Raw genomic sequence first — 24089 nt, 5'->3', positions numbered from 1 at the left:
GGTGCGCAACGGATGCCAACACGGAAAGCACAGCCATGACCGCCCATTACGATGCCCGCGAGACGCGCGAGCCGGCAGCCCGCGAGGCCGATCTGTTCTCCCGCCTGCCAGAGGTCTTGCGCGCCGCGATGGCCGCACCGGCCTACGCCGAGCGGCTGAGGGGCCTTGATCCCGCCGCCGTGGCCTCCAGGACCGCGCTGGCTGGCCTGCCGGTGCTGCGCAAGTCGGAACTGCCCGCTTTGCACAAGGCTTCTGCGCCCTTCGGAGGCTTCGTCGCGGCGCCCCCCGGCTCATTCGCCCGCCTCTTCACCTCTCCCGGGCCGATCTTCGAGCCGGAGGGACGGCAGGCCGATCCCTGGCGCGGCGCAAGGGCCCTGTTCGCGGCCGGATTCCGGCCCGATGACATCGTCCTCAACACCTTCAGCTACCATCTCACCCCCGGCGGCTTCATCTTCGATGCCTCGGCGCGTGCGCTCGGCTGCGCCGTGATTCCCGCAGGGCCGGGCAATGCCGAGCAGCAATTCGAGCTGATCGAGGCCTACCGCCCGGTTGGCTACAGCGGCACGCCGGACTTCCTCAAGATATTGCTCGATGCGGCGGCGAGCTCGGGCCGCGACGTCTCCTCGATCAAGCGTGCACTGGTTTCCGGGGCCGCGTTCCCGCCCTCGCTCCAGGCCGAGATCAAGGCGCGCGGCATCGACGCCTACCAGGCCTTTGGCACCGCCGATCTCGGCCTCATTGCATTCGAGACCGCGGCGCGCGAAGGCATGGTCGTGAATGAGGACCTGATCCTGGAGATCGTCAAGCCCGGCACCGGCGATCCCGTGGCGCCCGGCGATGTCGGCGAGATCGTGGTGACGTCGCTCGACCAGCATCATCCCTGGATCCGCCTTGCGCTCGGCGACCTCACCGCCGCTCTCCCAGGTCCAAGCAAATGCGGGCGCACCAATATGCGCATCAAGGGCTGGATGGGCCGCGCCGACCAGACCACGAAGGTCAAGGGCATGTTCGTGCGTCCCGAGCAGATCGCCGAGATCGGCAAGCGTCATTCCGCGCTCGGAAGACTGCGCCTCGTGGTGACGCGACAGGGCGAGACTGACGCGATGACATTGAGAGCGGAAACGGCGACCGCGAGCGAGGCGCTACGCGAGGAGATCGCCGGAACTTTGCGCGCCGTGACCAAGCTCGGTGGCGCCGTCGAACTGGTCAGCCCCGGCGCACTGCCGAACGACGGCAAGGTGATCGCGGACGAACGCTGAAGATGCCCTTGTTCTGGTAACAGCGAATATTTCGCAAATCCGCGCCCTGTTCAGACGCGAACCCGCGCAAAACCCGCGGAATATCCGAGGTTTACGCGCCTCTGGCGAGCAGCGGGCGGAAAATAACAGGGAATTCCAAACCGCTATCAGGGAATTCCCAGGCCAAGAACAGGGAATCTGCAGAGCCGAAGCAGGGAAGCTAATCGGTCGGCGCGAATAGCTGCGTGCAAGACGTCTGGTTTGAGCCCTGGCGCGCCTGCCGCTCCAGCAACGCGCGGCCACAGGCATCAGTCCATCGATCTTCTTCCGTCGCATTGGAGGCCAGCTTGTTTGTCACGAGCTTGTGATCGAATCCGAAAATCCAATAGGAGGCCTCTACATTCGTCAATTGGACTCACCCGCTACCCCCATAGCCCTCCGAATCCGCAATATCGAATTTTGAGCGTTTACCAACGCGGTGCGCCGCGTTCCGCTGCAGCTCCATTCTCGGCTAGCGTCTCCGCACCAATCATCTCAAGGAGACACACAGGATGGGCATTCCATTCGATCAACAGCAGCTTCGCAACGATCCGCCTTGGTTCGTCCGGCACGAGCTTCCCACCACCAAGCGCCGCGGTCGCCCCCGCAACCATCCGGCCTTGGAGGACTTTACGCTGGATCAGATCGACCGGATCTATCCGTGGCTGTGCAGGCGGCTCAAGGCACGTCACGTGGCGAAGCCGCGCACCGCCGATCATAAGGTTATCAGCGAGCAGGCTTACGAGCTGTTGACCGATTGGACGATAAAGCGCTTTCCGAACATTCATTGGACGACCCTCCGCAACAAGCACACCTTGTGGAAGCACCGCTGCCTTCCCGAAGAAGACCGCCGGGATTCGGAAGATTTCGACGCAGAGATCGATCGCCAGTTTCCGCATCGTCTCGAAATCCGCAATCCCTGATTTTCCGTGAGCGCCTTTCAAGGCTCGATCTGCAAAAAACTCTTCCGGGGCAAGCCGCCTCAAGCGAACTCAATAGGAGAGAACGTATGCAGATCGAGCACCTTTCGACTGACTCACTCAGGCCCTACGCGCGCAATGCCCGTACGCATTCGGCAAAGCAGGTCAAGCAGATCGCACACAGCATCGAACGGTTTGGGTTCAACAATCCCATTCTGATCGATGATGAAGGCCTGGTGATTGCAGGTCATGGACGTCTCGCAGCGGCAAGCCTGCTGAACCTTCAGACGGTGCCCTGCGTCCGCCTTTCGCATCTGAGCGAAACCGACAAGCGGGCCTATGTTCTTGCCGACAACCGTCTTGCTGAAAAGGCCGGCTGGGATAACGCACTCCTTGCAATCGAATTTAAGGAGCTCGCAGACGTCGGGTTCGACATCGATTTGACCGGCTTTGAAGCCGCCGAAGTCGACTGCATCATCGAAAACTTCGACGAGGACAGTGAGCAGCCCGAAAACCGGATTCCGGAGCGCGGTGAAGGTCCACCCGTGAGCCGCCTCGGAGATACCTGGCACCTCGGTAAGCACGTCCTCATCTGTGGTGATGCAACGGATCCCGCGACGTACCGCAATCTCTTGGATCGCGAGCGGGCCGACTTCATTTTCACCGATCCCCCTTACAATGTTCGCATTGGCGGCAATGTATCCGGGCTGGGCGCCATCAAGCATCGCGAATTTGCCATGGCGTCGGGGGAAATGAGCGAGGAGGAATTTACCACGTTCCTCTCAAAGACCTTTCGGCTGCTTTGCTACTACTCCAAGGACGGCTCGATCCACCAGATCTGCATGGACTGGCGGCATATGCGGGAGATCCTCCGCGCCGGGGATCGGTATTATGCCGAGCTCAAGAACCTCTGCGTCTGGAACAAGACCAACGCCGGGATGGGATCGTTCTACCGCTCCAAGCACGAGCTGGTGTTCGTCTGGAAGAGCGGATCGGCCGCGCATACCAATACCTTCGAGCTCGGCCAGCACGGGCGCTATCGGACCAACGTCTGGGATTATGAAGGCGCAACCAGCATGCGGGCGGGTCGGATGGAGGAGCTGAAGCTGCACCCAACGGTGAAGCCGGTGGCCATGGTGGCCGACGCCATCAAGGACTGCTCTAAGCGCGGCCAGATCGTGCTTGATCCGTTCTGCGGCAGCGGAACGATCTTGATTGCAGCGGAGAAGACTGGGCGCTGCGCCCGCGCAATCGAGCTTGACCCCGCTTATGTCGACGTCGCCGTGCGGCGCTGGGAGCAGTACACCGGACAGAAGGCTTGGCTCTATCCCATGCAGGAGACCTTTGAGGAGCTTGCGGAGACAAGGGCGGCTTGACCGCCCTTAATTTACAAATCGTTCGACTCGTGGTCTCGCGGCCCACCGCTGATATCCCCCGCCCGCAATTGTCGTGAGCGCTAAGTCTCCTGTGCACGTGGTACTTATCTCGCGCACCTCAGACCGGCGCGGGAACATATGGACGAACAAGCCAACTCACACACACTTCCAGCGGTCGAACTGACACCACCTGGGTATGCGATCGGATACAAGCGTCCGCCCAGGCATGCGCAATTCCCTAAAGGAAGATCAGGCAATCTTAAAGGGCGCCCGAAGCGGCCTAAGGGGATCAACCTTGGGGAGCTTCTCGATGGGGTCCAATACACCAAGGACGGAAGTACCATCTCGCGACGAGAACTCATCGTGCGCCGTATCTTGAAAGACGCGATGGCAGGGGATCCACGCCAATTTAAGAAGTTTCTCGATCTCTTGGAACGCGCCGGGTTAATCCTGCGAGCAACCGCAAAGAGCCCCGGTCCGATCATCGTAAAGCGCGGGCGGACTACCGTTCCAAACGCCTGATTCTGCATGCAAACGGTATGACGAACAAAAAGGCAAACTGAATGGATCAAGATAATAAGCCGCCAATTCCCCCTACCACAGCGAGACGCCGCCGCTCCCGCCGCGGCTCTAGCGCGAACGCATCTGACAGCGTGATCGCCATCTTCAAACGACTTGTTATGGAGCCCGTAAAGATACCCATCAACGGCCGGCAGCGGAAAATGCCGCTAGCCGAAGCTATCATCCTGAAGAACCACAATGCAGCTCTTCAGGGTGACAGAAACGCTCAGAACAACATGTGGCGCCTTATCGAACGAAGCGGCGAGCTAATCGATCAAAATGACCCCGCGACGGTCGGTAGGCCAATCGTCGTTCCGGAGAAGGTTTGGAATACGGACGAGCTTCTAGAGGAACACGGCGTCACGATTGTCGAGGTTAGAACTACCCAAACAACCTGACCAGGAGTTCATCCATCCCGCTCAAGACCGCAAAGCTCGCCTTGCCGAGATCGCGGTGCATAGGACGTTCCAGCTTCTGCCCATTGCTATCGCCGCGCGAATGCCGGCTGACCTTGGCGCCGAGATCAGGCAGTCGGGCTCCCGGCTCGCCACCGAACCAGAAGTACCGTTCGAACGCCAGCGTACGCTGATTGACTTCGAGCCAGATGACACAGGCGCTTGGCTTCTCCATCAGCCGGGTGCTGACGGTCACCTGGCGGACGCTCGACCCCGAGAAGGTCGACTTCAGCTGGACGTGCCGGACGATGCCGTTGGCCTCCAACACGATGTCATAGCCGCCCCGATCGACCTCACTCGTGAGCACCTCGATATCGTGGCGGCCCTGCTCCCAGCGTTCCGCCATCAGCTGTCCAAGAAAAAGATGCAAGAGCGCCTGCTCCCGAATGTGCGAGGCCCTGGAGTGAGCGGTAAGCGGGTTCTGGTGAAGTTCAGCTAACATTGGTGAGGCTCCTTTGGGTTGGTATGCCGCGCCAGTTGCGCTCCACAACCGCTACAAGTCCAGCGCAACCCGGGCTCTCGCACGCAGCTTCGCACTCCAAAGTTAATACAATCCTTTTTTGGGATAATCCCGATCTGGGATCAAATTGGCTGCCGCCGAATCACGAAGGCCCGGCGGCTATGGAAAAGTCCCTCAAATCCGCCGAATATGCCCGTTTCATCGCAATTCTTGTCGCAGCGCGACATAAAGCGGGCATCCGTCAGCAAGCCTTGGCCAAGAAGCTCCGCAAACCGCAGTCCTTCGTCGCGAAATATGAGGGCGGCGAACGCCGTCTGGACGTCATCGAGTTCATTGTCATAGCCGAAGCGTTGGGCGCCGATCCGCTCAAGCTGCTGCGCCGGTTCCTACAAAGCAGGACACGCTAGGCGGCCTTGCAAACCCTCTCTGGCGCGAGCATCTCAACCACCTGGCGCGGATCAGTTTGTGCTCCAACGCCCTCATGAGCCAAGAAATTGCTCGAAATCTGCTGGACTTCCCGGCAGATCCGAGCGTGCATGGCTCACCAAGCAACCGGTGAGCAGATATGGATACGAGGTCGATCGCACCGCTAATCAAATCCTGTTTCGGACAGATAGAAACGAAGCTGGAGGACGCTCGGCAAATCGCCAAGGCCGCGGAGGCATGTGCGGAGGCCGGTCGCGTCAATGAGGCCGTGCAGGTCTCCATGGGCATTGAGCAGCTCGTCTATGATGTGGACCGGCTTCACGATGCTGCTGTACTGCTCGGCCAAATGATTGCGGGGGACCGGTAGCGCCGAGCCATCCCCTTCGCGAGCGCAACAACGGTTTCAATACCAATCAGGAATGGTCCATCTTGAAGAGTCGAGTTCGAAGGAGTTTCATTCCTCCGTAGGCCGGCGTCGGGATGAGGTGAAAATGAGTAATGCGCTCGTCGTTCACAAAGCTCATCTGCCAAAACCGCTCCTTAGCGTACGGGCAGCGCAATATGTCCGCATGTCAACCGATCGGCAGCAGTACTCAATTGAGAATCAGGCTGCCGTCATCGCCACCTACGCCCATGCCCATCATCTTACGCTGGTGCGAACCTACAAGGACGAGGGCGAGAGCGGGTTGCTCCTCAAGAACAGGTCCGGGCTCCTCCAATTGCTTGAGGATGTCGAGAGCAATCTGGCCGACTTTGGTCATCTGCTGGTCTACGACGTAAGCCGATGGGGCCGCTTCCAAGACGTTGACGAAAGCGCGCATTATGAATTCGTTTGTCGGCGCGCTGGAATCAAAGTCGTCTATTGCGCCGAGCAATTCGAAAACGATGGGAGCATGCTCGCGAGCATCGTCAAGAACATCAAGCGCGTGATGGCCGCCGAGTACAGCCGCGAGCTGTCAGCGAAGGTCTATGCCGGTCAATGCCGCTTTGCGCGACTGGGCTACAAGCCTTGCGGACATGCCGGCTACGCGCTCGTCCGGGAGCTCGTCGACGAAAAGATGCAAACCAGACGAGTGATGAAGAAGGGCGACCGAAAATACCTCCTGACTGACCACATTCGCATTAGGCCGGGCGATCCCATGGAAATCGCCGTCGTGAAGTGGATCTTCGAACGGTTCTTGGAGGTTAGGTCAGAGACGGTCATCGCTTGGGAGCTCAACCGGAGGGGGCTTGTATCGAGTACTGGCGCGCCATGGACCCGCGCTGCGGTCGGCACCGTTCTCAGAAATGAGAGCTATATCGGAAATCTCATTTTCAACAGAAGGTCCCAAAAGCTCCGACAGAAGGCAGTGAAGAACCCGCCCGAACAGTGGATTAGAAGCGAGGGTTGCATCGAGCCCATCGTCGCTCGCGAGGTCTTCTTCAGCGTTAGAAAGATAATCGAGGAGCGACGAGTTGATCTGACCGAGGAGGAAATGCTCGTTCGGTTGCGCAAAGCTCTTCTCAGAGAAGGCCGTCTGACACCGACAATTATCGATCGAACGCCAGGGCTGCCCTGCTCTGCCACCTGCCAAACTCACTTCGGCAATTTTCGAAATCTCTATCGGTTGCTCGGCTATACCCCGAAGCGGAACTATGAGTTCTTGGACTCTCGTTCTGTCTGGTCTCAGTTAAGGGCAAAGCTGGTCGAGCAAGTTGCGAGCGCCATTAAGGCGGCGGGCGGACGCACAAGTTCGGGCGGCTGGAGCGATTCTCTGCGCGTGAATGGAAGGGCTTGCCTTTCGGTCAGGGCGGCCCGTTGGACACCCGGCCAAAAGCCAACCCATGCACCCTACTGGAGCATCGAGCGCGAGGCGTGTCTTCCAGACGGCTGGATTGCCGCCATCCGCCTAGCCGAACACAACAAGACGGTCCTCGATTACGTCCTGTTGCCGACCGACGGCAAAGTGAAGCGCACCATCCGCTTCTCTGAATCGGCGCGGGCGCGACGAGGGATTCTGCGCTTTAAGACGGTCAATGGTCTCGTTCAAGTGATCGTCCGCCAATTTGTGAAGGCGCGCTCCACCTCGCGAACGCGGGCGGATCCGCAGAGCCAGCCGCCGAGGGCAAGGCGGCGCAAAGCCAAACTTTCCCCTGACCGCGCTGCCCGGCGACCTACAATCGACTAGCTTGTGCAGCCCGTCGCGTTGAGCTTTGATACCGGCTTTGGGATCGTATGATGAGCGTCACGGCAATTGTCGCAAAAATCCTCAGAGAGGAATTGGCGGCGATCGGTATCCGATCACTGACCATCCCCGAGTCAGAGAAGATCGCAGCTCACATTTTCGAGCGGATCACTTATCTTGAATTGGGGCTTGCTGCGCGTGACTTCGGTGCTGCAGGCGGGAATGGAAACCAGTAGCCCTCCAGCATTCTGACGGTTACCGCTTCGACCCGGCAAGCTGCAAGCCAAGGCTGCCTTCTCCAACGACCATGTCTCGGGGCAGATTTCGAAGAACCAGGCGAAAAAGTGGGCAAGTTCCAGCCGTTCACGTTGGCCGTTCGCTGTGTTAAGCGTCTCTGGCGATCACAAGCCGGTCGCAATCTCAGTTCACTTCCCGCCGGCTCCCAGGCCGGCGGTTTTCTTTTGTATCCTTGGATCCACGGACGCTGCCAGCTTCTGTGCGATCTTAACGAAACTTTTAAGATCTATTGTGCGGCGGCATCCCTTATGGCTAAAAGGACAACCGGTCTCAGGACAGTTGCGTTTAAGAGTCATGATTACGTACAAGCAGTACCACATCCAGCGAGTTGAGCACGGCCACAAGCGCTGGACGGCCCGCATCACGCGGGCGGATGGCCAGAACATTCGCACCATCCTACCGGCTTCCGAGCATCCATACCTTGATACGAAGCCGGCCGCCTCCGCCGAGGAAGCCGAGGAGCTCGCAAAGGAAGGCATCGACTTCGGCGGGATGGTTTAGCTCAGCCTCGCGCGCAGAAGCTTACATCCCAGCGCTTTGCGGACGAGAACTCGTCATAGCGCTCGGAACATTGCTCATGCCTGAGTGCACCGCCGTCCGTGAATCTCCGTAGCGGGGGGAGTATGGCCGAAACCATGCGGGTCGATGTCGTCGATTGCCGCTCAGTCTGAAATCTGCAGCTCACAACGCGACACCCCGCCTCCCCAGCCACGCCAGTGCCGCTGAACAAATGGCTGAAAGCAAAGCGGTCCAGAACCAGGACCGTCCGCGGGCGGCGCTAATCGAACGCAGATACAAGAATGCACCGAGTAGCTTTCCATAGTTCTTGCGAAATTCCCCGTTGAGCTTAGCTACTTCCGGCAGATCAGATAACGCCTTGCATTCGTCGGCCATCGGCTGGGCTCCATTTTCGATTGGACCAGCACCCCATAAACCAGTGTTTTGCCCGACGACGCAAGTTCAATTTCGGTTTTTCGATACGCCTGTCGCCGGCAACGCCTTCGTGCGCCAAGCTAAGAAAAGGCCCCCCTGTACCGATGTCACTCAATTTCATGAGCGCCTAGCCTTTTACCGCCTGTTAGCTCTCTCTCTGTGAATTTCCTTGCAACAGAGCAATCGTTCGTAGCGACCAGATCAATCCACCGTCCCGCGCCACTGTGGTGCGCAAGAGCGGTTGATAAGGAGGATCGTGGACTGCGAGCCGATTTGCGCGGCGACGAAGGTAAGAAGAGAGAGTCATCGAACAGATTGGCTACAATACCGGCCGCCCCGGGCCCAGCAAGGTTGCTCTACGCTCTACTCGTTTCCCTAACCGTGAATCTAGAGCATGATGTCTTTATACAGAACATTGCCTGAGTTCTTGAAGTAGTTGATGCACTCCTCCTCGGCTAAGAAATCGAGGAGTTCACCAAACTTTCTCCAATGGGCCTGTACGTTCCGAGGCTTAGCAGCCCGCATGAGCCGTTTGAATTTGGCGAGGACCTGCTCGATCGGGTTGAGGTCAGGACCATAGTAGCGGCAAGAAGATTCGGCGGGCGCCCTGCACGGTGGCTGGTGAGCCGCTTTGCCCTTGTGGCCGCCAAGATTGTCGAGGATGACGATCTCGCTCGTTGCGAGCTTGGGCACCGAGGGCTGCGCGACCTACAGGGGCAAGAGCTCTCCATGATGCGACCATGCCGCCTGGCAAACGAGGCTCTACGCTCCCTTGCTGCGAGCTCAACGGGATTAAAAAGCAGGTTACGCGAACCAGAAAGTTTTCATTCGCTGTCGAGAATGTGCCTTCGGCACCAACGAAAAAGCCCCGGACAATACCGGGGCTTTGACGTTTGATCGTGAAATCAGATCAGTACTTCGCGACGACCGGACCAGTCCAGTTAAAGCGGTAGACCAGCGAGGTCGAGATCGTCTGGTTCCAGCTGTTGGCGCGGATGCTGTTCACGCCCGTCGGCAGGCCGGTGGCATCAACGATCTGATCCTGCGTCTTAGCATCGTAGAAGGCCGAACGATACTCGGTCTTCATGAACCAGCCGGGCGAGGTGATGCCGAAGATGTTCAGGCTGTTCTCGACGCCGCCGCCGATGAACCAGCCATGGCGGTCGTAGCCGTTGAGGTGGAGACCAACCGGAGTACCGCCGAGGTCTGTGAAGTTAGTGCGACCGAAGTGGGCGCCAGAGTAGCCGCCGTTAACGTAGGAGAGAACATTCGGAGCGACCAGCCAGCCGAGGCGCACGCCTGCGGCCCAAGAGGTTTCCAGCTTCTGGCTGCCAGTGATGTTAAGGAGCGGATCCTGGATGGTGGAGCGGATGCTGCCGAACTGAGCGTCGCCGAACACACCGGCAACCCAGGTGCCGCTGAACTGCCAGTCGTAACCAGCGCCAACCGTACCAAACCAGCCGGAACCGCCCTGACGCTGAGTGATCGTCAGCGGTGTACCCGTGAGGGTATCGACAACCTGCTGGTCGGCATTGGAGAGGCCACCGCCGCCACCGCCGAACACGTAGAAGCCCGTCCAGTTGGCGACGGGCGCAGGCATCGGAGCCTTCGCGTAGGGACGAGCCGCTAGGTCAGCCGCCGAGGCCGAACCGGTCATGGCAGCAACCGCAACCAGAGCGAGCAAAATCTTCTTCATTGTCGAGGTCCCCCAGATGAAAGCGGTCAATGTCTGATGGCGGTAATCTAGACGCATTCCGCAGAAATGCTGTAGCTCAGCGGCCACAGTGACGGACAAAGGCCCGGTGATGCTGGAGGATGACAGCCCGGATTTAAACAAACTGCTCCGCGACAACCCGGCGGAGATATCCTCGTATCTTACTGAAAAATTTGAAGAAAACGATCCAGAAGGAGCACGGACAGCCCTTAACGTGGTGTTTGTCGCCCAAAACGTGCAGATGCTGGCGCGGGACGCGGGACTCAGGCGCGATGCTCTTTACAGGACGTTTGGGGGTCGAATCGACCCTCAACTGAGCCGGGTTCTCAAGCTCCTAGCCGCCATGAACGTGGTACCTAGAGTGGTTCCCGCGCAGGGCGGCTCCGAGGTGATTGCGACGCAATTGACCGAAGCCTTCGCTCGAGAGGACCCCGCCGAGGCCATCCTTGGATTGAGCGAACTCGTTAAATCCCAGAACGTGAGCGCCTTGGCCCTTGAACTTGGGATCATGCGGACGACGGTCTACAAAACTTTCGGAGGGTCCGTCGATCCACAACTGAACCGCGTCCTAAAGCTCTTCGCAGCGTTGCAAGTCAGATTGGCAGTCGAACCTGCGACGCCGCCAAAGATCAGGTCGAGCCGGCCAAAACTAGGTCGGCCACCAAAAGCGCAAGTGCCCGAAATCGACGAGTAGTCCAATTTCTTGGGAGCGAGCTGCTGGCGGTCAAAAGTCCGAACTATGGCCCGCTCTAACCAGCGCCTTCGTATTGGGCGGCAGACTGCGCGCAGACGAGCTAATAAACTGGCAAGCGACTCCGTCACGCCAGCGAGGCCCCCCTGCTATCCTCAGCGGGCGGCCACATACGCGGTTGCAATCTCAGTTAACTCCCGCCAGCTTCCAAGTCGGCAGGCTTTTCTATGAGATTGAACCGATGACGTGCTTCGGCTCGGACTGGCAGACAGTTCCTCGGCATTTACACCGCTACGCGGCCGCGTTGCGTCACATTGATAGAGCCTGTGTTGGCGTCAGCTGCATTGACCTCGCCCCCATTTGTGCGCGAGCACTCGATACCCCTTTCCTGACGAGGCAATTCACGTTGCTTAGGAAGATATCACCCGGCTGCTCACTGTAGAATTCGCTTCCCAAGCCAGGCCGCCCCGCCAAGCAAGCGGTCGAAACCAATGCTGTCCAAAACCAGGAACGGCCACGAGCGGCGCTGATCGAGCGCAGATAAAGGAAAGCACCGAGAAGCTTTCCATAAGTCTTGCGAAATTCCCCGTTGAGCTTAGCTACTTCCGGCAGGTCAGATCGCGCCTTGCATTCATCGGCCATCGGCTGGGCTCCATTTTCGATTGGACCAGCACCCCATAAACCGGCGTTTTGCCCGACGATTCAAGCTTCAATTTCGGTTTCTCGGTGCGGCTTCCGCTGGTAACGCCTTGTTACCGTCGTGCACCAAGCCACAATCCAGACTCAAGGGCGTACTTGCCTATCTCAGACTTGAATCAGGCCATTGAGGGATTTCATCGACCGGCCGAGATCGATGCAGATGCGGCCGCAGCATCGCATAGAGCACAAACAGACCCACGGTGATGGCTAATGCCAGCAGTGGAAAAATGTAATTCATGCATCCTCCAGAACTTCGAACAGATACTACCAATTCTGCAAATACCGTCCAAGGGACGATGTTCCCCGTCTACTAGCCGGCCCCATTCTACTTCCGCTTCGATGCTCCTCCCCTGCTTCAAGGTCCTGATCCGTCGTCTCGCTTCACGCGTTTGAGGCCTCGCCGTTGCCGCGACAGGGCCGCTTTCTCATACCGTTCCAAGCGCGACAGAAATTTCATTTGCTTTGGTTCGGCCTTCTCAATCACGGCCAAGATCAGACCTATCCTGATAGCTCGCAACCGATCTTGCCGATTCTAGCTTGAGCCAGATCTTGAAGCGCGATCTCCATTCCCGCGCCTTTGAATTCCTTCGTCAATATTGCATCGAAGCCGGCGAGACCAGAACCATCGGAATCGTCCCAGCGAGACAAGCCATGCCGATAAGCATTGCGGCTCGAGATGATCTTCCCGGTGCTGGTTCGCGGGCCGGTACTCTTCGCCGCGTTCGCACGATTGGCTTCGACTTGTCGCTTTGACGCCAAGTTCCCTCCTTCATTTCCCGAGCCAGCAATCGACCACAGATCCTACGTTACCCCGCCTCCGCGTGACGCCCGTGATCGATGAGGACCGCCATCGGACCCGTCCGCCAGCAGCGGAGCTAGGAAAGTGTGCAGGTTAGACCCATCAAACAGATGGGCTGCGATGCCGGCCGCCTGCGCTGCAGCAAGGTCGCTCTGCTTGTCCCCGATCATGAAGCTAGCATCGATATCCACTGCATAACGCTGAAGCAGGGCTCTAATCATGCCCGGTTGCGGCTTGCGACAGTTGCAGAGCACACGGTAGCGCTCAATCAAGCCGTCGGGATGGTGGGGGCAGAACTCAAACGCATCGATATGCGCACCCACAACAGAAAGTTCACGCGACATCCATTCGTGCAAATTGCGAACATGCCGCTCCTCATAAAACCCCCTCGCGATTCCTGACTGGTTCGTCACGACAAACGCAAAATAACCGGCGTCATTGACTGCTTTTACTGCTTGTTGGGCTCCTTTGATCCACCGAATCTTGTCCGGATCAAAAGCGTAGCCATCATCCTCATTGAGGACGCCATCGCGATCAAAAAACACTGCCGGACGCTTCAAGCTCATCAGCTCGCGCTTGAGGGGATATTACCGATCTTCCGACAATCGCCGCTTCATTTCAACACATCCGGCGCGGTTGAACAGGCTTCTAGGGCGGGCCGCGCCGCCCTCGGGGCATAGATTGGCTTCGTTTTGTCGTTTTGATGCTGGTCAGCCTCATCGTCGTCCCTGCCCTCCAAAGGTGAGAACAAGAGCAATTCCAGCCGCTAGAACGAGCAACAAGATTGCTGCAGAAAGGACTGGCGTTCCCCCGCGATTGGAGCGTTACTGAGTCGGCCGGGCGCCAAAACCGATTATAGCGCCGGTATCTCGCCTCGCGGACGCGGGGCTTCGGGCAGTGCGGCGAAGATCGCCGCTGTTCTTGAAGGAGATACCAGTGCGTAGCGTACCGAGTGACCAAGTCGAGCCACAGCATCAAATCATCAGGTTCAATCCCAACGACCGTCGCCATTTCATCGGCGGCTCAGACGCCCGCATCATCATGGGCGATGACCAAGAGAGCCTCATACGCCTCTGGCGCGAAAAGCGCGGCGAGGCTGAGCCGCAGGATCTCTCGGACAATCTGATCGTTCAGCTCGGGACCGTGACCGAGGTCTTGAACCGCGCCTGGTATCAACGGTCAAGCGGGCACACCGTCAAAGACATCCAGAAGCGCGTCCGCCATCCCGTCCACAAATGGATGGCGGCAACGCTGGACGGGACCGTCGAGCAGACCGGCGCGGTCTTCGAAGCCAAGTTCATGTTGCCCTGGGCCTTCACCGAGGAAGCCGCAGCCGACAAGCACATGGCCCAGCTGCAGCACAACATGTGGGTCACCGCGTCCCGCAGCGCCGTTCTCTCCATCATCACCGGCGGCGGCAAATGGGTCGAGATCAAGCTTCACGCCGACCCGCTGTACCAACACCTCCTCCTCACGGCCGAGAAGAAGTTCTGGCGGTGCGTCCAGAGCGGTGAACGCCCTGCCCTGTTCAACATCGAAACGCCCCGCCCAAGGCTGGAGGCCGTCAAAATTGTCGACATGTCCTCGTCCAACCAATGGGCGGAGCTTGCGGCCACCTACCTCCGAACCCGAGAGGCGCATGGTGAGCATGAAACCGCCAAGGCCGATCTGAAGAAACTCATGCCGGAAGATGCCAAGGAAGCAACTGGTCATGGCGTCAAGGCCAAGCGCTCCAAGTCCGGGGCGATCAGCTTTGAAGCCCAAGCAGCGGAGGCTTCGCATGCATCAGTCCAGTGAGCGCATCGGAACCATCGCCGCCGCCCTCGCTCGGGCCCAGGCTGAACTGACGAACCCCGAAAAGACCCTGACCGCCGTGATCCGGTCGCCATTCCCCCGGGAGGATGATCGCACCTTCCGCTACGCGTCCCTGGCCTCCGGCCTGGACATCGTCCGCAAGACGTTAAGTCAGCAAGAGATCGCTACCATCCAGACCACTCGGATCGACCAGGGCACAGGTCAGATCCACCTCACCACCCTGCTCGCCCACGCTTCAGGGGAATGGATCTCCTCGGACCTACCGGTCTGCGCCTCCAAGGAGGTCGAGGCGCCGCACCGGATGGGCTCCGCGCTGACCTATGCCCGCCGCTATGCCCTGTTTGCCTTGGTTGGAATCGCCGGAGAGGACGATCTGGACGCGCCTGACGTCGTCACGGAGCCTCCCGCTGCCCCGGAGCCGCAGGCCGCGTCAGGACCGAAAAGGAGGCCGCCTGGCGGCGTACTGAACCGTCCCCCGGTATTGCCGCCCGAGAGCTCCGCCGAACTCCTGGACCGGCTTCTGGGTCAACTATCCGTCCTGGAGGACCACGACGAACTGCTCGCCTGGGCCAGGATCAGCCTCCCCCTCAAAAACACTCTCCTGGAAGCGGACGCCCGCGTTCTTGAAGCCGCCTATCAAAGACGGATCGGTGATACCCCTCTTCTCGATGTTGATTTGGCGGACCTGCAGCCTGCATCCTCCCTACGCGCACTTCCCGACGAAGGCCCTGCGACGACGTCCAGCAACATCGATCTCACTACCGACCCGCAAGCCGGCCTCGCCTTTCCCAAAGAGCCGCCTCGAAAACGTAGCAAGGATCACCTTGCCTTCATCCGCGCCCAGGGTTGTCTTGTCTGCCAAAAGACTCCCGCTGATGCGCATCACCTCAAGTTCGCCCAGCCACGATCCTTGGGACGCAAGGTCAGCGACGAGTTCACCGTCCCGCTTTGCCGATCTCACCACCAATCCCTGCACCGACACGGAAATGAGAAAGCTTGGTGGACCAATCTGCAAATTGCACCTCTACCGATCGCGAAGGACCTTTGGGATGCCAGCCCCGTCCATCTGACGGAAGGCACACCGGTCACTCTACCGCCGCGCCCGCCATTGGAGGCGCAAGGTCAATGAATGGTCCGATCGATCTGCGTAAACCGCATCGGGCGAGCATCTTGCCGCCTCAGTACGAAGCGTTATGTCCTCCGCCCCAACTTCTCCCTGGAGAAAATATCGACCACTATCAGGCTCTTCAAGCCGCAATCTTCCGCGACCTCGATCCCCAATCTGCCATCGAATGGCTGCTCGCCATCGATATCGCCGAACTCTCCTGGGAGATGCAGCGGTACCGATTACTGCGACATAGGCTCCTTGGGGCCTTTCGGCAGAAGGCCATCGAGATGATCCTTCGCCGCGTGGATCTGGCGGGCATTGCTCCAGATTTTCAGGATGTAGCCGAAATCTACACCATCGGAAATGCGTTAGATTGGCAACTGGATGCTTCCGCGGCTGTTGATATCGAAACGCGTCTTGGATCACACGGCTTTGACCAACACGCCATCAGCATGGAGGTGTACGTTCAGGCGCGCGAACTGTTCTCTATGTTCGAAGCGCTTCTAAATGGAGTTCAGCTTCGTCGTCTGATGTTAGTGAAGGAGATGAATCAACTCAGATGTACGCGCAAGACACATCAGACGATTGGTCTCTCCGACCAGTCGCGAAGGGCTATAAGCTGAATCTGCACTTTCCGGTAAGAAGACAATCTCCCAACTCTTCTTCCCTGCAGATTGGGTCCTACCGCCTGTCCACCGTCATCTTGCAGATCAAGGTCTGGGATGCCCGGAATAGATTTGAGATCGGTCTTGGGGAGCTTGATCTTCATCGAGGGGCATTAGCTAAAATAACCTCCCGGACAACCATAGACCTTAGTGCGCATCGGTGCGCATCGATTTTGGGCCAGATGGGCTAGGTTCGGCCATTAGCGCACGCCAACCTGCAAATCGCGAGGGCCAGCAGCGAACAAGCAGCAAGCTTCCGACCAGAACTAAAACGTATCGGGAGCAGCAGGCAAGTGATCAAACCAATAACGACAAGAGATTTGGCAAAATGCACAGCACGCCGAGTGTCTTTGGCAGCCGGAACACAGGTTAGCACGAGGCTTAGTTCCGATCCGTCGTCATCGTGCTTTCGAACTCTTTGACCTGTTCAATATTGATTTTCAGAACGATCCCACAGCAAATCGCGAACGCGATCCATCCGATTGCAACAAGTTTCACGTCTATCCCCATTAGTTTCAACAGCTGAAGCCTTCCATCTTATCCAAAACGATGACTGGTATCAATTGCCGTTGGAGCGCGGCAGAGAAGTCGTTCGCCCGCCAAAACAGGGGCATCGAGAACCGCGACACATCAGAGCACCCGAGGGTGCGGTTCACCGTCTGTCAACATGTTGGCAACAACCTCATGCCTGTGAGTTTCCAGGAGCCTCCGCCGAAATGCAACCGACGGGTCGCCGTCCTGGCTTAGCATTCAGGGGCAATGCAACTCCGCAGGCCCCTGCAATAACGATGACATCGGAAACTCGATCAACGACGACATCGATGGCAAACAAGTTTTCCTCAGTGACAGCCTATTCGCTAGATCATTGGCGACCGTTGCACCGAAGGTCTAAATGCCAGGGAATAATCCGGAACAGCTATCTACAATTCAAGAGTTCTGACTGTAAGATAGATATGCTCCATAGGCCCGCTTCAGGCCTTCCCGAAGCGGGGTCGGGGCGCACCAACCTAGCTTAGCGAGACGGCTCACATCGAGCAGCTTGCGCGGTGTGCCGTCAGGCCGCGAGGTATCGAACTCAATCTCTCCGGTATAGCCGACTACATCTGCAACGACGCGCGCGAATTCGGCAATGGTTATATCCGTCCCAGTGCCGATGTTGATTAGCTCCCCACCGGAATAAGTCTTCATGAGGTGCACGCAAGCATCTGCCATGTCGTCCACATAAAGGAACTCACGCCGGGGCGTGCCGGTGCCCCAGACCATAACTTTCTTTGCGTTCGCGACTTTTGCCTCGTGAAAGCGGCCGATGAGGGCTGCAACCACGTGGCTATACTCGGGATGATAATTGTCTCCCGGACCATAGAGATTTGTCGGCATCACGCTGATGAAGTCGTGTCCATACTCGTTGCGATAGGCCTCGGCCATTTTGATGCCGGCGATCTTGGCGATTGCATAAGGCTCATTCGTCGGCTCTAGCGGGCCTGTAAGCACATAATCTTCGCGCAGAGGCTGAGGCGCAAATTTCGGATAAATGCATGATGAACCGAGAAACAGTAACTTCTCAACGCTGCTCTGATGCGCGGCATGGAGAACGTTCGCGGCGATCGCGATGTTGTCGTAAATGAACTCAGCTCGCAAGGTGTCATTGGCGACGATGCCGCCGACTTTGGCAGCGGCGAGAAATACGACCTGGGGTCGCATCTTTGCGAACCAGTTGAACACCGCAGCCTGATTGCGGAGATCGACCTCGCTCCGTTCGACCGTTACGAGGCTGATCTCCTCTTGGGCGAGCCGACGCACAAGCGCCCCGCCGACCATCCCGCGATGGCCGGCGACGTAGACGCTCTTGCCCTTAAGCTCAAACGGCATGCTTGCCACTTCCGGCGTCCTGTTTTGCTTCGGCGAGATCGCTCGCTACCATCTCCTCGACGAGCTGCGCAAAGGTACGCCTTGGCTTCCAACCGAGCACCTGCTGCGCCTTGGTGGCGTCGCCAATGAGCAGATCTACCTCGGTGGGTCGGAAATAGGTCGGATCGATCTTCACAACGATCTTGCCGCTTTTCGCATCGACGCCAATCTCATCGATCCCCGCTCCGCGCCACTCAATGCGGCGACCGACCTGTGCAAAGGATAGCTCAACCATCTCGCGCACCGAGTGCATCTCGCCCGTCGCGAGCACGAAGTCGTCTGCCTTCTCTGCCTGTAGGATCTTGTGCATGCCCTCAACGTAGTCTTTCGCGTGGCCCCAGTCGCGCTTGGCCTCAAGGTTGCCGAGATAGAGCATTTCCTCCAACCCGACCTCGATGCGGGCGACGCCACGCGTAATCTTGCGGGTGACGAAGGTCTCGCCGCGGATTGGGCTCTCGTGATTGAACAAAATGCCGTTGCTAGCAAACATGCCGTACGCTTCACGGTAGTTTACTGTGATCCAGTAGCCGTAGAGTTTTGCTACGCCGTAAGGCGAGCGTGGATAGAACGGCGTGGTCTCCTTCTGCGGGATTTCTTGAACGAGACCGTAAAGCTCGGAGGTCGAAGCCTGGTAAAACCGCGTCTCCTTCTCCATACCAAGAATGCGGATCGCCTCCAAGAGGCGCAGCACGCCAACTGCGTCAGCGTTGGCCGTGTATTCCGGGCTCTCGAAGCTGACCGCAACGTGGCTTTGTGCGGCGAGATTGTAGATTTCGGTCGGCCGGATCTGTTGCACTAGGCGGATCAGATTCGTTGAATCAGTCATGTCGCCGTAATGCATTAGGAACGGGACGTGCCCGGTATGCGGGTCGTGATAAAGGTGGTCTACCCGCGCTGTATTGAACGAGGATGATCGTCTCTTGATACCGTGTACTACATAGCCGAGCGATAGTAGATGCTCGGCTAGATAGGCACCATCCTGTCCCGTCACTCCGGTGATCAAAGCAACACGCCCGTTCATATAGTAGTGTCCCCTTGAAGGTAAAACAGATCGGTCTTGCATGGTAAGCAGCAAGCGGCGGTAAGGACTGTTTCTCTCAAATAGACCACGCTCAGTGAGAAATGGAGACTGAGATCAACTAATCCTACCCACACACTATCGGCGGCGCTAGCAATAAAGTCACCGCGCCAGTGCGCCAGTCGCTTTGGGCGTCCTAGGCACCTCTCACCGCTGTGTAATGTTGGACATATTTGATAACGGGCAAGTAAAGCAAGGGAGACGGCATAAAAAAGGCGCTTAGGATCCGAGGTTCAGAAAATTGAAGATCGGGCACCGAGGCAAACTGCTGCGCTTGTCACGACGATTAGAATGAGGAGCTTTTGCGGAAGCCATGACCCAGGCTCGGGAAGGCCACTGCGGAGGCGCAATCCAACACCGCCAACGCCCACAACTGCAGCTAGGGCCATAAGCCAGAAAGCGGTTCGATCAGAGCCACCGACAAGCACGAAGGTGGCAAGCAGTGCAATCAACCATTCCATCCTTGCATCACCTGTCCGCAAGATGGCTACCTTTGCAGGCGCCCAACCAAACACTCACCTATGACGGCAATGGGAGCCAATTGTTAAATGGTGTCAGCCTTGCCTATTCCGTCTTAGACTTGGTGGTTCCAATAGGAGTGATGGACTCCGTCGTTAGGATGCTTCTCAAGTAGATCACGTGAAAAGAAGGCCTAAAAGGAACGCGCGCATCAGACGCAACCATTCTATTATTCTAACGACCTTGAAAGGGCAAATACAATTCGGCGCCGCCGCCGGCCCTTCTCGAACGAGAAGGTTTGAATTCAATATGGCAGCTCTTTTTCGTCTAAACCAGGCACCGAGCTACTCTTTGACGCCTAGACTCGTTGAGCCTTCCGTCGCAGCAATTCCATCACTTCCCGAGATGGAACATTCCGACTGAAGGAACATAGCGAAGCCCGCTTCATTCCAACTCGTCCATCGCTAATCGGGCCCGCCATCCGGGTAGACCTCGGCGATGGATTGCTGGGCCCTCTTCATCTCCTACGACAGTCGAGGAATCGGATCAAAAACTTAGACTAGAAGATCGCAGATACCTTGCGATTCGAGCAAGCCCTTTGATAGATCTGCACTATGTCAACGAGCATCTGTTCGGCGATCGGGATTCCGAGCCGGCTTTTTTGATTCCAAGAGACGCAGCTCCAGTTGATCTTATACCGAACGCTTAAAGGTGTTGAAAATCGCTCACCCGGCGTTGAACGTACAGCAGCCACTGCCGGGAGCACTTGTCGGCTAGTCGGAAGTTGGCTCCCCACGCGCCACACCAATTAGACTTTGTGATATCTGCGATACCACTTCACGAACTTGCTGATTCCTTCTTCGGCGCTGGTTGCCGGCCGGAAACCGACGTCTCGCACGAGATCATCGACATCGGCGTATGTCGCCGGTACGTCACCGGGCTGCATCGGAAGCATCTCCTTCACCGCAACTCGACCCAGCTCCTTCTCTAGCAGGGAAACGACATGCATGAGCTGCTCGGGCCTGTTATTTCCGATATTATAGATCTTCCAGGGCGCTGCGCTGCGTGAGGGATCGGGATCATCCGTCGCGGCCTGCTGCCCGGGACCAGGCGGCCGATCAATCAGCCGGACAATCGCTTCCACCACGTCGTCGACGTAGGTGAAGTCGCGCGACATCTGTCCGTGATTGAATAGCTTGATGGGGCTGCCCTCCACGATCGCCTTCGCGAAAATAAACATCGCCATGTCGGGACGTCCCCACGGTCCATAGACCGTAAAGAATCGCAAGCCCGTGGTCGGCAACGAGAAGAGATGGCTGTACGCATGCGCCATCAACTCGTTTGCCTTCTTGGAAGCTGCGTATAGGCTGATCGGGTGATCAACGTTGTCGTGCACCGAGAACGGCAGCCTCTTGTTCGAGCCGTACACCGAGGATGACGAAGCATAGAGAAGGTGCCGACATTGCGTATGCCGGCACCCCTCAAGAATGTTCATGAAGCCTTGCAGGTTCGCGTCGACGTAGGCATACGGATTCTCCAGAGAATATCGCACGCCGGCTTGAGCCGCCAAATGCACGACATGGGAAAAGCAGGATTCGGAAAAGAATGGAATGATTGCGGCGCGATCGGCGAGATCCATCCTGACAAAGCGGAAGGATGAAAGCTCTTGCAGCACACGAAGCCGCGCTTCCTTCAGCGCGGGATCATAGTAGTCGTTGACGATATCGAGACCAATTACTTCCCGACCAGCCGACGCAAGCCGATGCGCAACGTGGAAACCTATGAATCCGGCGGCGCCGGTCACCAGTATCTTTTGATCAGTCATTGCGCCCATTATCTACTCAAGAGCTAAAGTCGCCAAATTTCTATCTCGGCCGGCTTGCTCACCCGATCCAGCCGAGACTTAACGTCCAGGACTAGCCCCCGCCCCTCTTTCAGTAGCGACTGCAAGAATGGCCAGCCCATGTTGACGAAAGTGTCGTGCGCGACGGCGAGTATGACCGCGTCGGCCGATTGCTGCTCATTGTAATCGGAGAGCACAATTCCATACTCTTGGAGGGCCTCGGCACGGTTTGCCCAAGGATCGCTGATCTGAACCTTAATGCCGAAGGATTCCAGTTCCCGGACAATGTCGACGGCCTTAGAGTTGCGCAGATCCGGCACGTTCTCCTTGAATGTCACGCCCAGCACTGTGACAACCCCGCCGTGAGATCCCCTCTTCAGGAGGCGCCGAACACACTCGCGCGCAATTCGTGCACCCATATCGTCATTGATGCGCCGGCCCGCCAAAATGACTTGAGGATGATACTTCGCCATCTCGGCGCGATAGGTCAGATAATATGGATCGACCCCGATACAGTGTCCTCCGACCAGGCCGGGCTGAAACGGGAGGAAATTCCACTTCGTGCGGGCAGCCGCCAGCACGTCGCCAGTATCGAGATCGAGCGCGTGAAAGATCTGCGAGAGTTCGTTCATGAAGGCGATATTGAGATCACGCTGCGTGTTCTCGATGACCTTGGCCGCTTCAGCGACCTTAATCGAAGGGGCTTGGTAGATGCCGGCCGTTACGACCGCACCATAGACCTCGGCAACGATCTTGAGTGATTCGGCATCCTGGGCGGACACTACCTTCTGAATTGTCTCGAAGCGATGTTCCTTGTCGCCGGGATTGATCCGCTCAGGGGAGTATCCGACATGGAAATCAACGCCCGCCCTGAGGCCGGAGGCACGCTCAAGAACCGGCATGCACTCCTCTTCGGTTGCGCCGGGAAACACGGTCGACTCGTAAACGACAATGTCTCCCTTCTTCAAGGCCCCGCCAACGAACCTAGATGCGCTCAGCAGCGCACGAAGGTCTGGCTTGTTCGCGCCATCGATCGGTGTTGGAACCGTCACGATGAAGAAGTCTGCCGCAACCAGACGTGTCGGCTCGTCCGTGTACTCGATCCGTGCCGCATGCAGATCGGCCGTCTCGATTTCACGAGTCCGGTCTTCCCCCGACGCAGCTCGGCGATGCGCTCTGCGTTAACATCGAATCCGATAACCTGATATCCAGCCCGACCAAACGCCACCGCCACTGGAAGGCCAACGTAGCCAAGGCCTATGACGCCAATGTTTCGGATAGTCGGCAAGCCGGTCCGCTCCCCACCAAAAATACTCCGCTGCAGTGTCTCGTTAGCTAGGAAGCCCCTCTCTTGCAATCCCCTTTCTTTTGGCGACGTGCTCTGCCCTGGGCCGCTAGCCCTTGAGGCAGCTTACATTTAGAGCTAGCTATAGTATTGCAAACCGGTTCGGAAGTCAGTTCGTCATGTCCAAAAAGGCACTAATATTTGGAATATCCGGACAGGACGGCTCGCTATTGGCCGCGCATCTCCTCAAACTCGGCTATACGATCCACGGAACATCACGCGACAAGGAGCTCGGCATCTTCGCGAATTTGCTCCGGCTGGGTATCCGCGATCAGGTGACGCTCCATTCCGTGGACCCTACCGATTTTGGCAGCGTGCTGCATGTCATTTCTGACACGACTCCCGACGAGATATACAATCTGGCGAGTCAGTCTTCCGTCGGCCTGTCATTTGACCAACCGATTCAGACTCTCGAATCCACCATCTTCACCGCTCACAATATTGTCGATTCCGTCCATCGATTGAAATTGAGCTCTCGCGTCTACAATGCGTGCTCGAGCGAGTGCTTCGGCAATACCGATTTGCCTGCCGACGAATCCACACCGTTCGGTCCACGGAGCCCATATGGCGTCGGCAAAGCCGCGGCATTTTGGACCGTGGCAAATTACAGAGACGCACACGGGCTCTTTGCGTGCTCGGGACTCCTGTTCAACCACGACTCGCCGTTGCGTCCGCAGCGCTTTGTCACCCGAAAGATCGTGTCGGGCGCCGCCGATATTGCCGAGAAGAAGACGGACAGCCTACGCATTGGAAACCTGCACGTCTCCCGGGACTTCGGCTGGGCGCCGGAATATGTTGAAGCCATGGCGATGATGCTCCAGGCCGACACGCCCGAGGACTTCGTGATCGCAACTGGACAAACCAATACGCTCGAGAGCTTCGTACGCGAGGCGTTCAGCTATTTCGGACTCGATTGGCAAAAGCACATCGACTTCGACGAAAGCCTGCTTCGTCCGATCGACCTGAAGTGCAATTCCGCCAACCCTGCCAAAGCGAAACGGATTCTCGGCTGGGAAGCAAAGGTCTTCATGAAGAGCGTCGTCAGGCTACTGGCAGACGGCGAACTCGAATATCGTCGCGGAGCGAAGGCCTGAG

Annotated in this window: 24 protein-coding genes and 1 pseudogene; 15 read left to right on the top strand and 10 right to left on the bottom strand. The window is 57.8% G+C overall.

Translation table 11 applies throughout. The features are described 5' to 3' along the window. The first annotated feature begins 35 nt into the window (after positions 1–35). The 5 genes from ACETMP_RS00385 (at position 36) to ACETMP_RS00365 (ending at position 4532) form a co-directional block, all read left to right on the top strand. Positions 36–1259 (top strand): phenylacetate--CoA ligase family protein, encoded by a 1224-nt coding sequence (locus tag ACETMP_RS00385; RefSeq protein ID WP_375159501.1) that lies wholly within the window; start codon positions 36–38, stop codon positions 1257–1259. 530 nt (positions 1260–1789) lie between these two features. Further along, entirely contained in the window at positions 1790–2200 is a 411-nt protein-coding gene (locus tag ACETMP_RS00380) for a hypothetical protein (RefSeq protein WP_375159500.1), read from the top strand. 86 nt (positions 2201–2286) lie between these two features. Then, a complete protein-coding gene (locus ACETMP_RS00375; protein WP_375159499.1) occupies positions 2287–3573 on the top strand; it encodes a site-specific DNA-methyltransferase in 1287 nt (428 codons plus the stop codon). Positions 3574–3711: 138 nt separating this feature from the next. Continuing rightward, positions 3712–4095: a DUF5681 domain-containing protein gene (locus ACETMP_RS00370; protein ID WP_375159498.1), complete on the top strand. Its 384-nt coding sequence runs from the start codon at positions 3712–3714 to the stop codon at positions 4093–4095. Positions 4096–4226: 131 nt separating this feature from the next. Beyond that, complete coding sequence (locus ACETMP_RS00365; protein WP_375159497.1) at positions 4227–4532, top strand: hypothetical protein; 306 nt, start codon at positions 4227–4229, stop codon at positions 4530–4532. Here ACETMP_RS00365 and ACETMP_RS00360 read toward each other — a convergent pair. Next, on the bottom strand, positions 4516–5031 hold the full coding sequence (locus tag ACETMP_RS00360) for a hypothetical protein (protein WP_028137592.1): 516 nt from the start codon (positions 5029–5031) through the stop codon (positions 4516–4518). The two genes, ACETMP_RS00365 and ACETMP_RS00360, sit on opposite strands and share 17 nt — an antisense overlap. Before the next feature lie 179 nt (positions 5032–5210). Between ACETMP_RS00360 and ACETMP_RS00355 the strand changes: the two genes are divergently transcribed. From ACETMP_RS00355 to ACETMP_RS00335, 5 genes are all read left to right on the top strand, one after another. Further along, complete coding sequence (locus ACETMP_RS00355) at positions 5211–5456, top strand: helix-turn-helix domain-containing protein (protein WP_028137593.1); 246 nt, start codon at positions 5211–5213, stop codon at positions 5454–5456. Positions 5457–5614: 158 nt separating this feature from the next. Beyond that, a complete protein-coding gene (locus ACETMP_RS00350) occupies positions 5615–5842 on the top strand; it encodes a hypothetical protein (RefSeq protein ID WP_375159496.1) in 228 nt (75 codons plus the stop codon). Between the two features lie 124 nt (positions 5843–5966). Further along, a complete protein-coding gene (locus ACETMP_RS00345; protein WP_375159495.1) occupies positions 5967–7643 on the top strand; it encodes a recombinase family protein in 1677 nt (558 codons plus the stop codon). A gap of 50 nt (positions 7644–7693) precedes the next feature. Beyond that, entirely contained in the window at positions 7694–7876 is a 183-nt protein-coding gene (locus tag ACETMP_RS00340; protein WP_028137595.1) for a hypothetical protein, read from the top strand. A gap of 355 nt (positions 7877–8231) precedes the next feature. After that, entirely contained in the window at positions 8232–8438 is a 207-nt protein-coding gene (locus ACETMP_RS00335) for a hypothetical protein (RefSeq protein WP_257175623.1), read from the top strand. Positions 8439–8618: 180 nt separating this feature from the next. On the opposite strand, the gene ACETMP_RS00330 is transcribed toward ACETMP_RS00335, so the two are convergent. The 3 genes from ACETMP_RS00330 to ACETMP_RS00320 all read right to left on the bottom strand — a co-directional run bounded on the left by ACETMP_RS00330 (position 8619) and on the right by ACETMP_RS00320 (position 10566). Beyond that, positions 8619–8831: a hypothetical protein gene (locus ACETMP_RS00330; RefSeq protein ID WP_080672243.1), complete on the bottom strand. Its 213-nt coding sequence runs from the start codon at positions 8829–8831 to the stop codon at positions 8619–8621. Between the two features lie 426 nt (positions 8832–9257). Then, positions 9258–9563, bottom strand: coding sequence for a hypothetical protein (locus tag ACETMP_RS00325; protein ID WP_375159494.1), 306 nt, complete (start codon positions 9561–9563; stop codon positions 9258–9260). A 217-nt stretch (positions 9564–9780) separates the two neighbouring features. Beyond that, a complete protein-coding gene (locus tag ACETMP_RS00320; RefSeq protein ID WP_375159493.1) occupies positions 9781–10566 on the bottom strand; it encodes an outer membrane protein in 786 nt (261 codons plus the stop codon). 88 nt (positions 10567–10654) lie between these two features. Here ACETMP_RS00320 and ACETMP_RS00315 point away from each other — a divergent pair, with 88 nt between their 5' ends. Then, positions 10655–11278, top strand: coding sequence for a DNA-binding protein (locus ACETMP_RS00315; protein WP_375159492.1), 624 nt, complete (start codon positions 10655–10657; stop codon positions 11276–11278). A gap of 1194 nt (positions 11279–12472) precedes the next feature. Here the strand turns inward: ACETMP_RS00315 and ACETMP_RS00310 are convergent. Together ACETMP_RS00310 and ACETMP_RS00305 are read right to left on the bottom strand one after the other, a co-directional pair. Further along, positions 12473–12733 carry a hypothetical protein gene (locus ACETMP_RS00310; RefSeq protein WP_375159491.1) on the bottom strand — a complete coding sequence of 87 codons (261 nt, stop codon included), beginning with the start codon at positions 12731–12733 and terminating at the stop codon, positions 12473–12475. 42 nt (positions 12734–12775) lie between these two features. Continuing rightward, positions 12776–13339, bottom strand: coding sequence for a D-glycero-alpha-D-manno-heptose-1,7-bisphosphate 7-phosphatase (locus tag ACETMP_RS00305; RefSeq protein ID WP_375159490.1), 564 nt, complete (start codon positions 13337–13339; stop codon positions 12776–12778). A 412-nt stretch (positions 13340–13751) separates the two neighbouring features. On the opposite strand from ACETMP_RS00305, the gene ACETMP_RS00300 reads away from it, so the two are divergent. From ACETMP_RS00300 to ACETMP_RS00290, 3 genes are read left to right on the top strand one after another with little or no spacing between them, the layout of a single operon-like run. Then, positions 13752–14570 carry a YqaJ viral recombinase family protein gene (locus ACETMP_RS00300; RefSeq protein ID WP_375162054.1) on the top strand — a complete coding sequence of 273 codons (819 nt, stop codon included), beginning with the start codon at positions 13752–13754 and terminating at the stop codon, positions 14568–14570. Then, positions 14554–15717, top strand: a complete 1164-nt coding sequence (locus ACETMP_RS00295) for an ERF family protein (RefSeq protein WP_375159489.1) — start codon at positions 14554–14556, stop codon at positions 15715–15717. Before ACETMP_RS00300 ends, ACETMP_RS00295 begins: the two co-directional genes overlap by 17 nt. Continuing rightward, positions 15714–16319 carry a hypothetical protein gene (locus ACETMP_RS00290; protein WP_375159488.1) on the top strand — a complete coding sequence of 202 codons (606 nt, stop codon included), beginning with the start codon at positions 15714–15716 and terminating at the stop codon, positions 16317–16319. Before ACETMP_RS00295 ends, ACETMP_RS00290 begins: the two co-directional genes overlap by 4 nt. Before the next feature lie 969 nt (positions 16320–17288). Here the strand turns inward: ACETMP_RS00290 and ACETMP_RS00285 are convergent. The 4 genes and pseudogenes from ACETMP_RS00285 to ACETMP_RS00270 all read right to left on the bottom strand — a co-directional run bounded on the left by ACETMP_RS00285 (position 17289) and on the right by ACETMP_RS00270 (position 22928). After that, positions 17289–18239 carry a GDP-L-fucose synthase family protein gene (locus tag ACETMP_RS00285; RefSeq protein ID WP_375159487.1) on the bottom strand — a complete coding sequence of 317 codons (951 nt, stop codon included), beginning with the start codon at positions 18237–18239 and terminating at the stop codon, positions 17289–17291. Next, positions 18220–19290: a GDP-mannose 4,6-dehydratase gene (gmd, locus tag ACETMP_RS00280; RefSeq protein WP_375159486.1), complete on the bottom strand. Its 1071-nt coding sequence runs from the start codon at positions 19288–19290 to the stop codon at positions 18220–18222. Before gmd ends, ACETMP_RS00285 begins: the two co-directional genes overlap by 20 nt. 1324 nt (positions 19291–20614) lie before the next feature. Continuing rightward, positions 20615–21631 (bottom strand): NAD-dependent epimerase, encoded by a 1017-nt coding sequence (locus ACETMP_RS00275; protein ID WP_375159485.1) that lies wholly within the window; start codon positions 21629–21631, stop codon positions 20615–20617. 23 nt (positions 21632–21654) lie between these two features. After that, positions 21655–22928, bottom strand: a pseudogene (locus ACETMP_RS00270) (nucleotide sugar dehydrogenase). Between the two features lie 185 nt (positions 22929–23113). Here ACETMP_RS00270 and ACETMP_RS00265 point away from each other — a divergent pair. Continuing rightward, positions 23114–24088, top strand: a complete 975-nt coding sequence (locus ACETMP_RS00265; protein WP_375159484.1) for a GDP-mannose 4,6-dehydratase — start codon at positions 23114–23116, stop codon at positions 24086–24088. Position 24089 lies beyond the last annotated feature (1 nt).

Source organism: Bradyrhizobium dasycarpum (assembly GCF_042019905.1).
GTDB classification, from domain to species: Bacteria; Pseudomonadota; Alphaproteobacteria; order Rhizobiales; family Xanthobacteraceae; genus Bradyrhizobium; species Bradyrhizobium japonicum_B.
Note: the sequence above shows the minus strand (reverse complement) of the source record. Positions and strands in the feature narration are given on the sequence as shown.

Excerpts from the sequence above, each read along its gene's own strand:
- ACETMP_RS00385 (WP_375159501.1), top strand. The coding sequence starts at position 36 with ATGACCGCCCATTACGATGCCCGCGAGACGCGCGAGCCGGCAGCCCGC.
- ACETMP_RS00350 (WP_375159496.1), top strand. The coding sequence starts at position 5,615 with ATGGATACGAGGTCGATCGCACCGCTAATCAAATCCTGTTTCGGACAG.
- gmd (WP_375159486.1), bottom strand. The coding sequence starts at position 19,290 with ATGAACGGGCGTGTTGCTTTGATCACCGGAGTGACGGGACAGGATGGT.
- ACETMP_RS00330 (WP_080672243.1), bottom strand. The coding sequence starts at position 8,831 with ATGGCCGACGAATGCAAGGCGTTATCTGATCTGCCGGAAGTAGCTAAG.
- ACETMP_RS00355 (WP_028137593.1), top strand. The coding sequence starts at position 5,211 with ATGGAAAAGTCCCTCAAATCCGCCGAATATGCCCGTTTCATCGCAATT.
- ACETMP_RS00360 (WP_028137592.1), bottom strand. The coding sequence starts at position 5,031 with ATGTTAGCTGAACTTCACCAGAACCCGCTTACCGCTCACTCCAGGGCC.
- ACETMP_RS00305 (WP_375159490.1), bottom strand. The coding sequence starts at position 13,339 with ATGAGCTTGAAGCGTCCGGCAGTGTTTTTTGATCGCGATGGCGTCCTC.
- ACETMP_RS00290 (WP_375159488.1), top strand. The coding sequence starts at position 15,714 with ATGAATGGTCCGATCGATCTGCGTAAACCGCATCGGGCGAGCATCTTG.
- ACETMP_RS00275 (WP_375159485.1), bottom strand. The coding sequence starts at position 21,631 with ATGACTGATCAAAAGATACTGGTGACCGGCGCCGCCGGATTCATAGGT.
- ACETMP_RS00375 (WP_375159499.1), top strand. The coding sequence starts at position 2,287 with ATGCAGATCGAGCACCTTTCGACTGACTCACTCAGGCCCTACGCGCGC.
- ACETMP_RS00335 (WP_257175623.1), top strand. The coding sequence starts at position 8,232 with ATGATTACGTACAAGCAGTACCACATCCAGCGAGTTGAGCACGGCCAC.
- ACETMP_RS00345 (WP_375159495.1), top strand. The coding sequence starts at position 5,967 with ATGAGTAATGCGCTCGTCGTTCACAAAGCTCATCTGCCAAAACCGCTC.
- ACETMP_RS00380 (WP_375159500.1), top strand. The coding sequence starts at position 1,790 with ATGGGCATTCCATTCGATCAACAGCAGCTTCGCAACGATCCGCCTTGG.
- ACETMP_RS00295 (WP_375159489.1), top strand. The coding sequence starts at position 14,554 with ATGCATCAGTCCAGTGAGCGCATCGGAACCATCGCCGCCGCCCTCGCT.
- ACETMP_RS00320 (WP_375159493.1), bottom strand. The coding sequence starts at position 10,566 with ATGAAGAAGATTTTGCTCGCTCTGGTTGCGGTTGCTGCCATGACCGGT.
- ACETMP_RS00370 (WP_375159498.1), top strand. The coding sequence starts at position 3,712 with ATGGACGAACAAGCCAACTCACACACACTTCCAGCGGTCGAACTGACA.
- ACETMP_RS00340 (WP_028137595.1), top strand. The coding sequence starts at position 7,694 with ATGAGCGTCACGGCAATTGTCGCAAAAATCCTCAGAGAGGAATTGGCG.
- ACETMP_RS00265 (WP_375159484.1), top strand. The coding sequence starts at position 23,114 with ATGTCCAAAAAGGCACTAATATTTGGAATATCCGGACAGGACGGCTCG.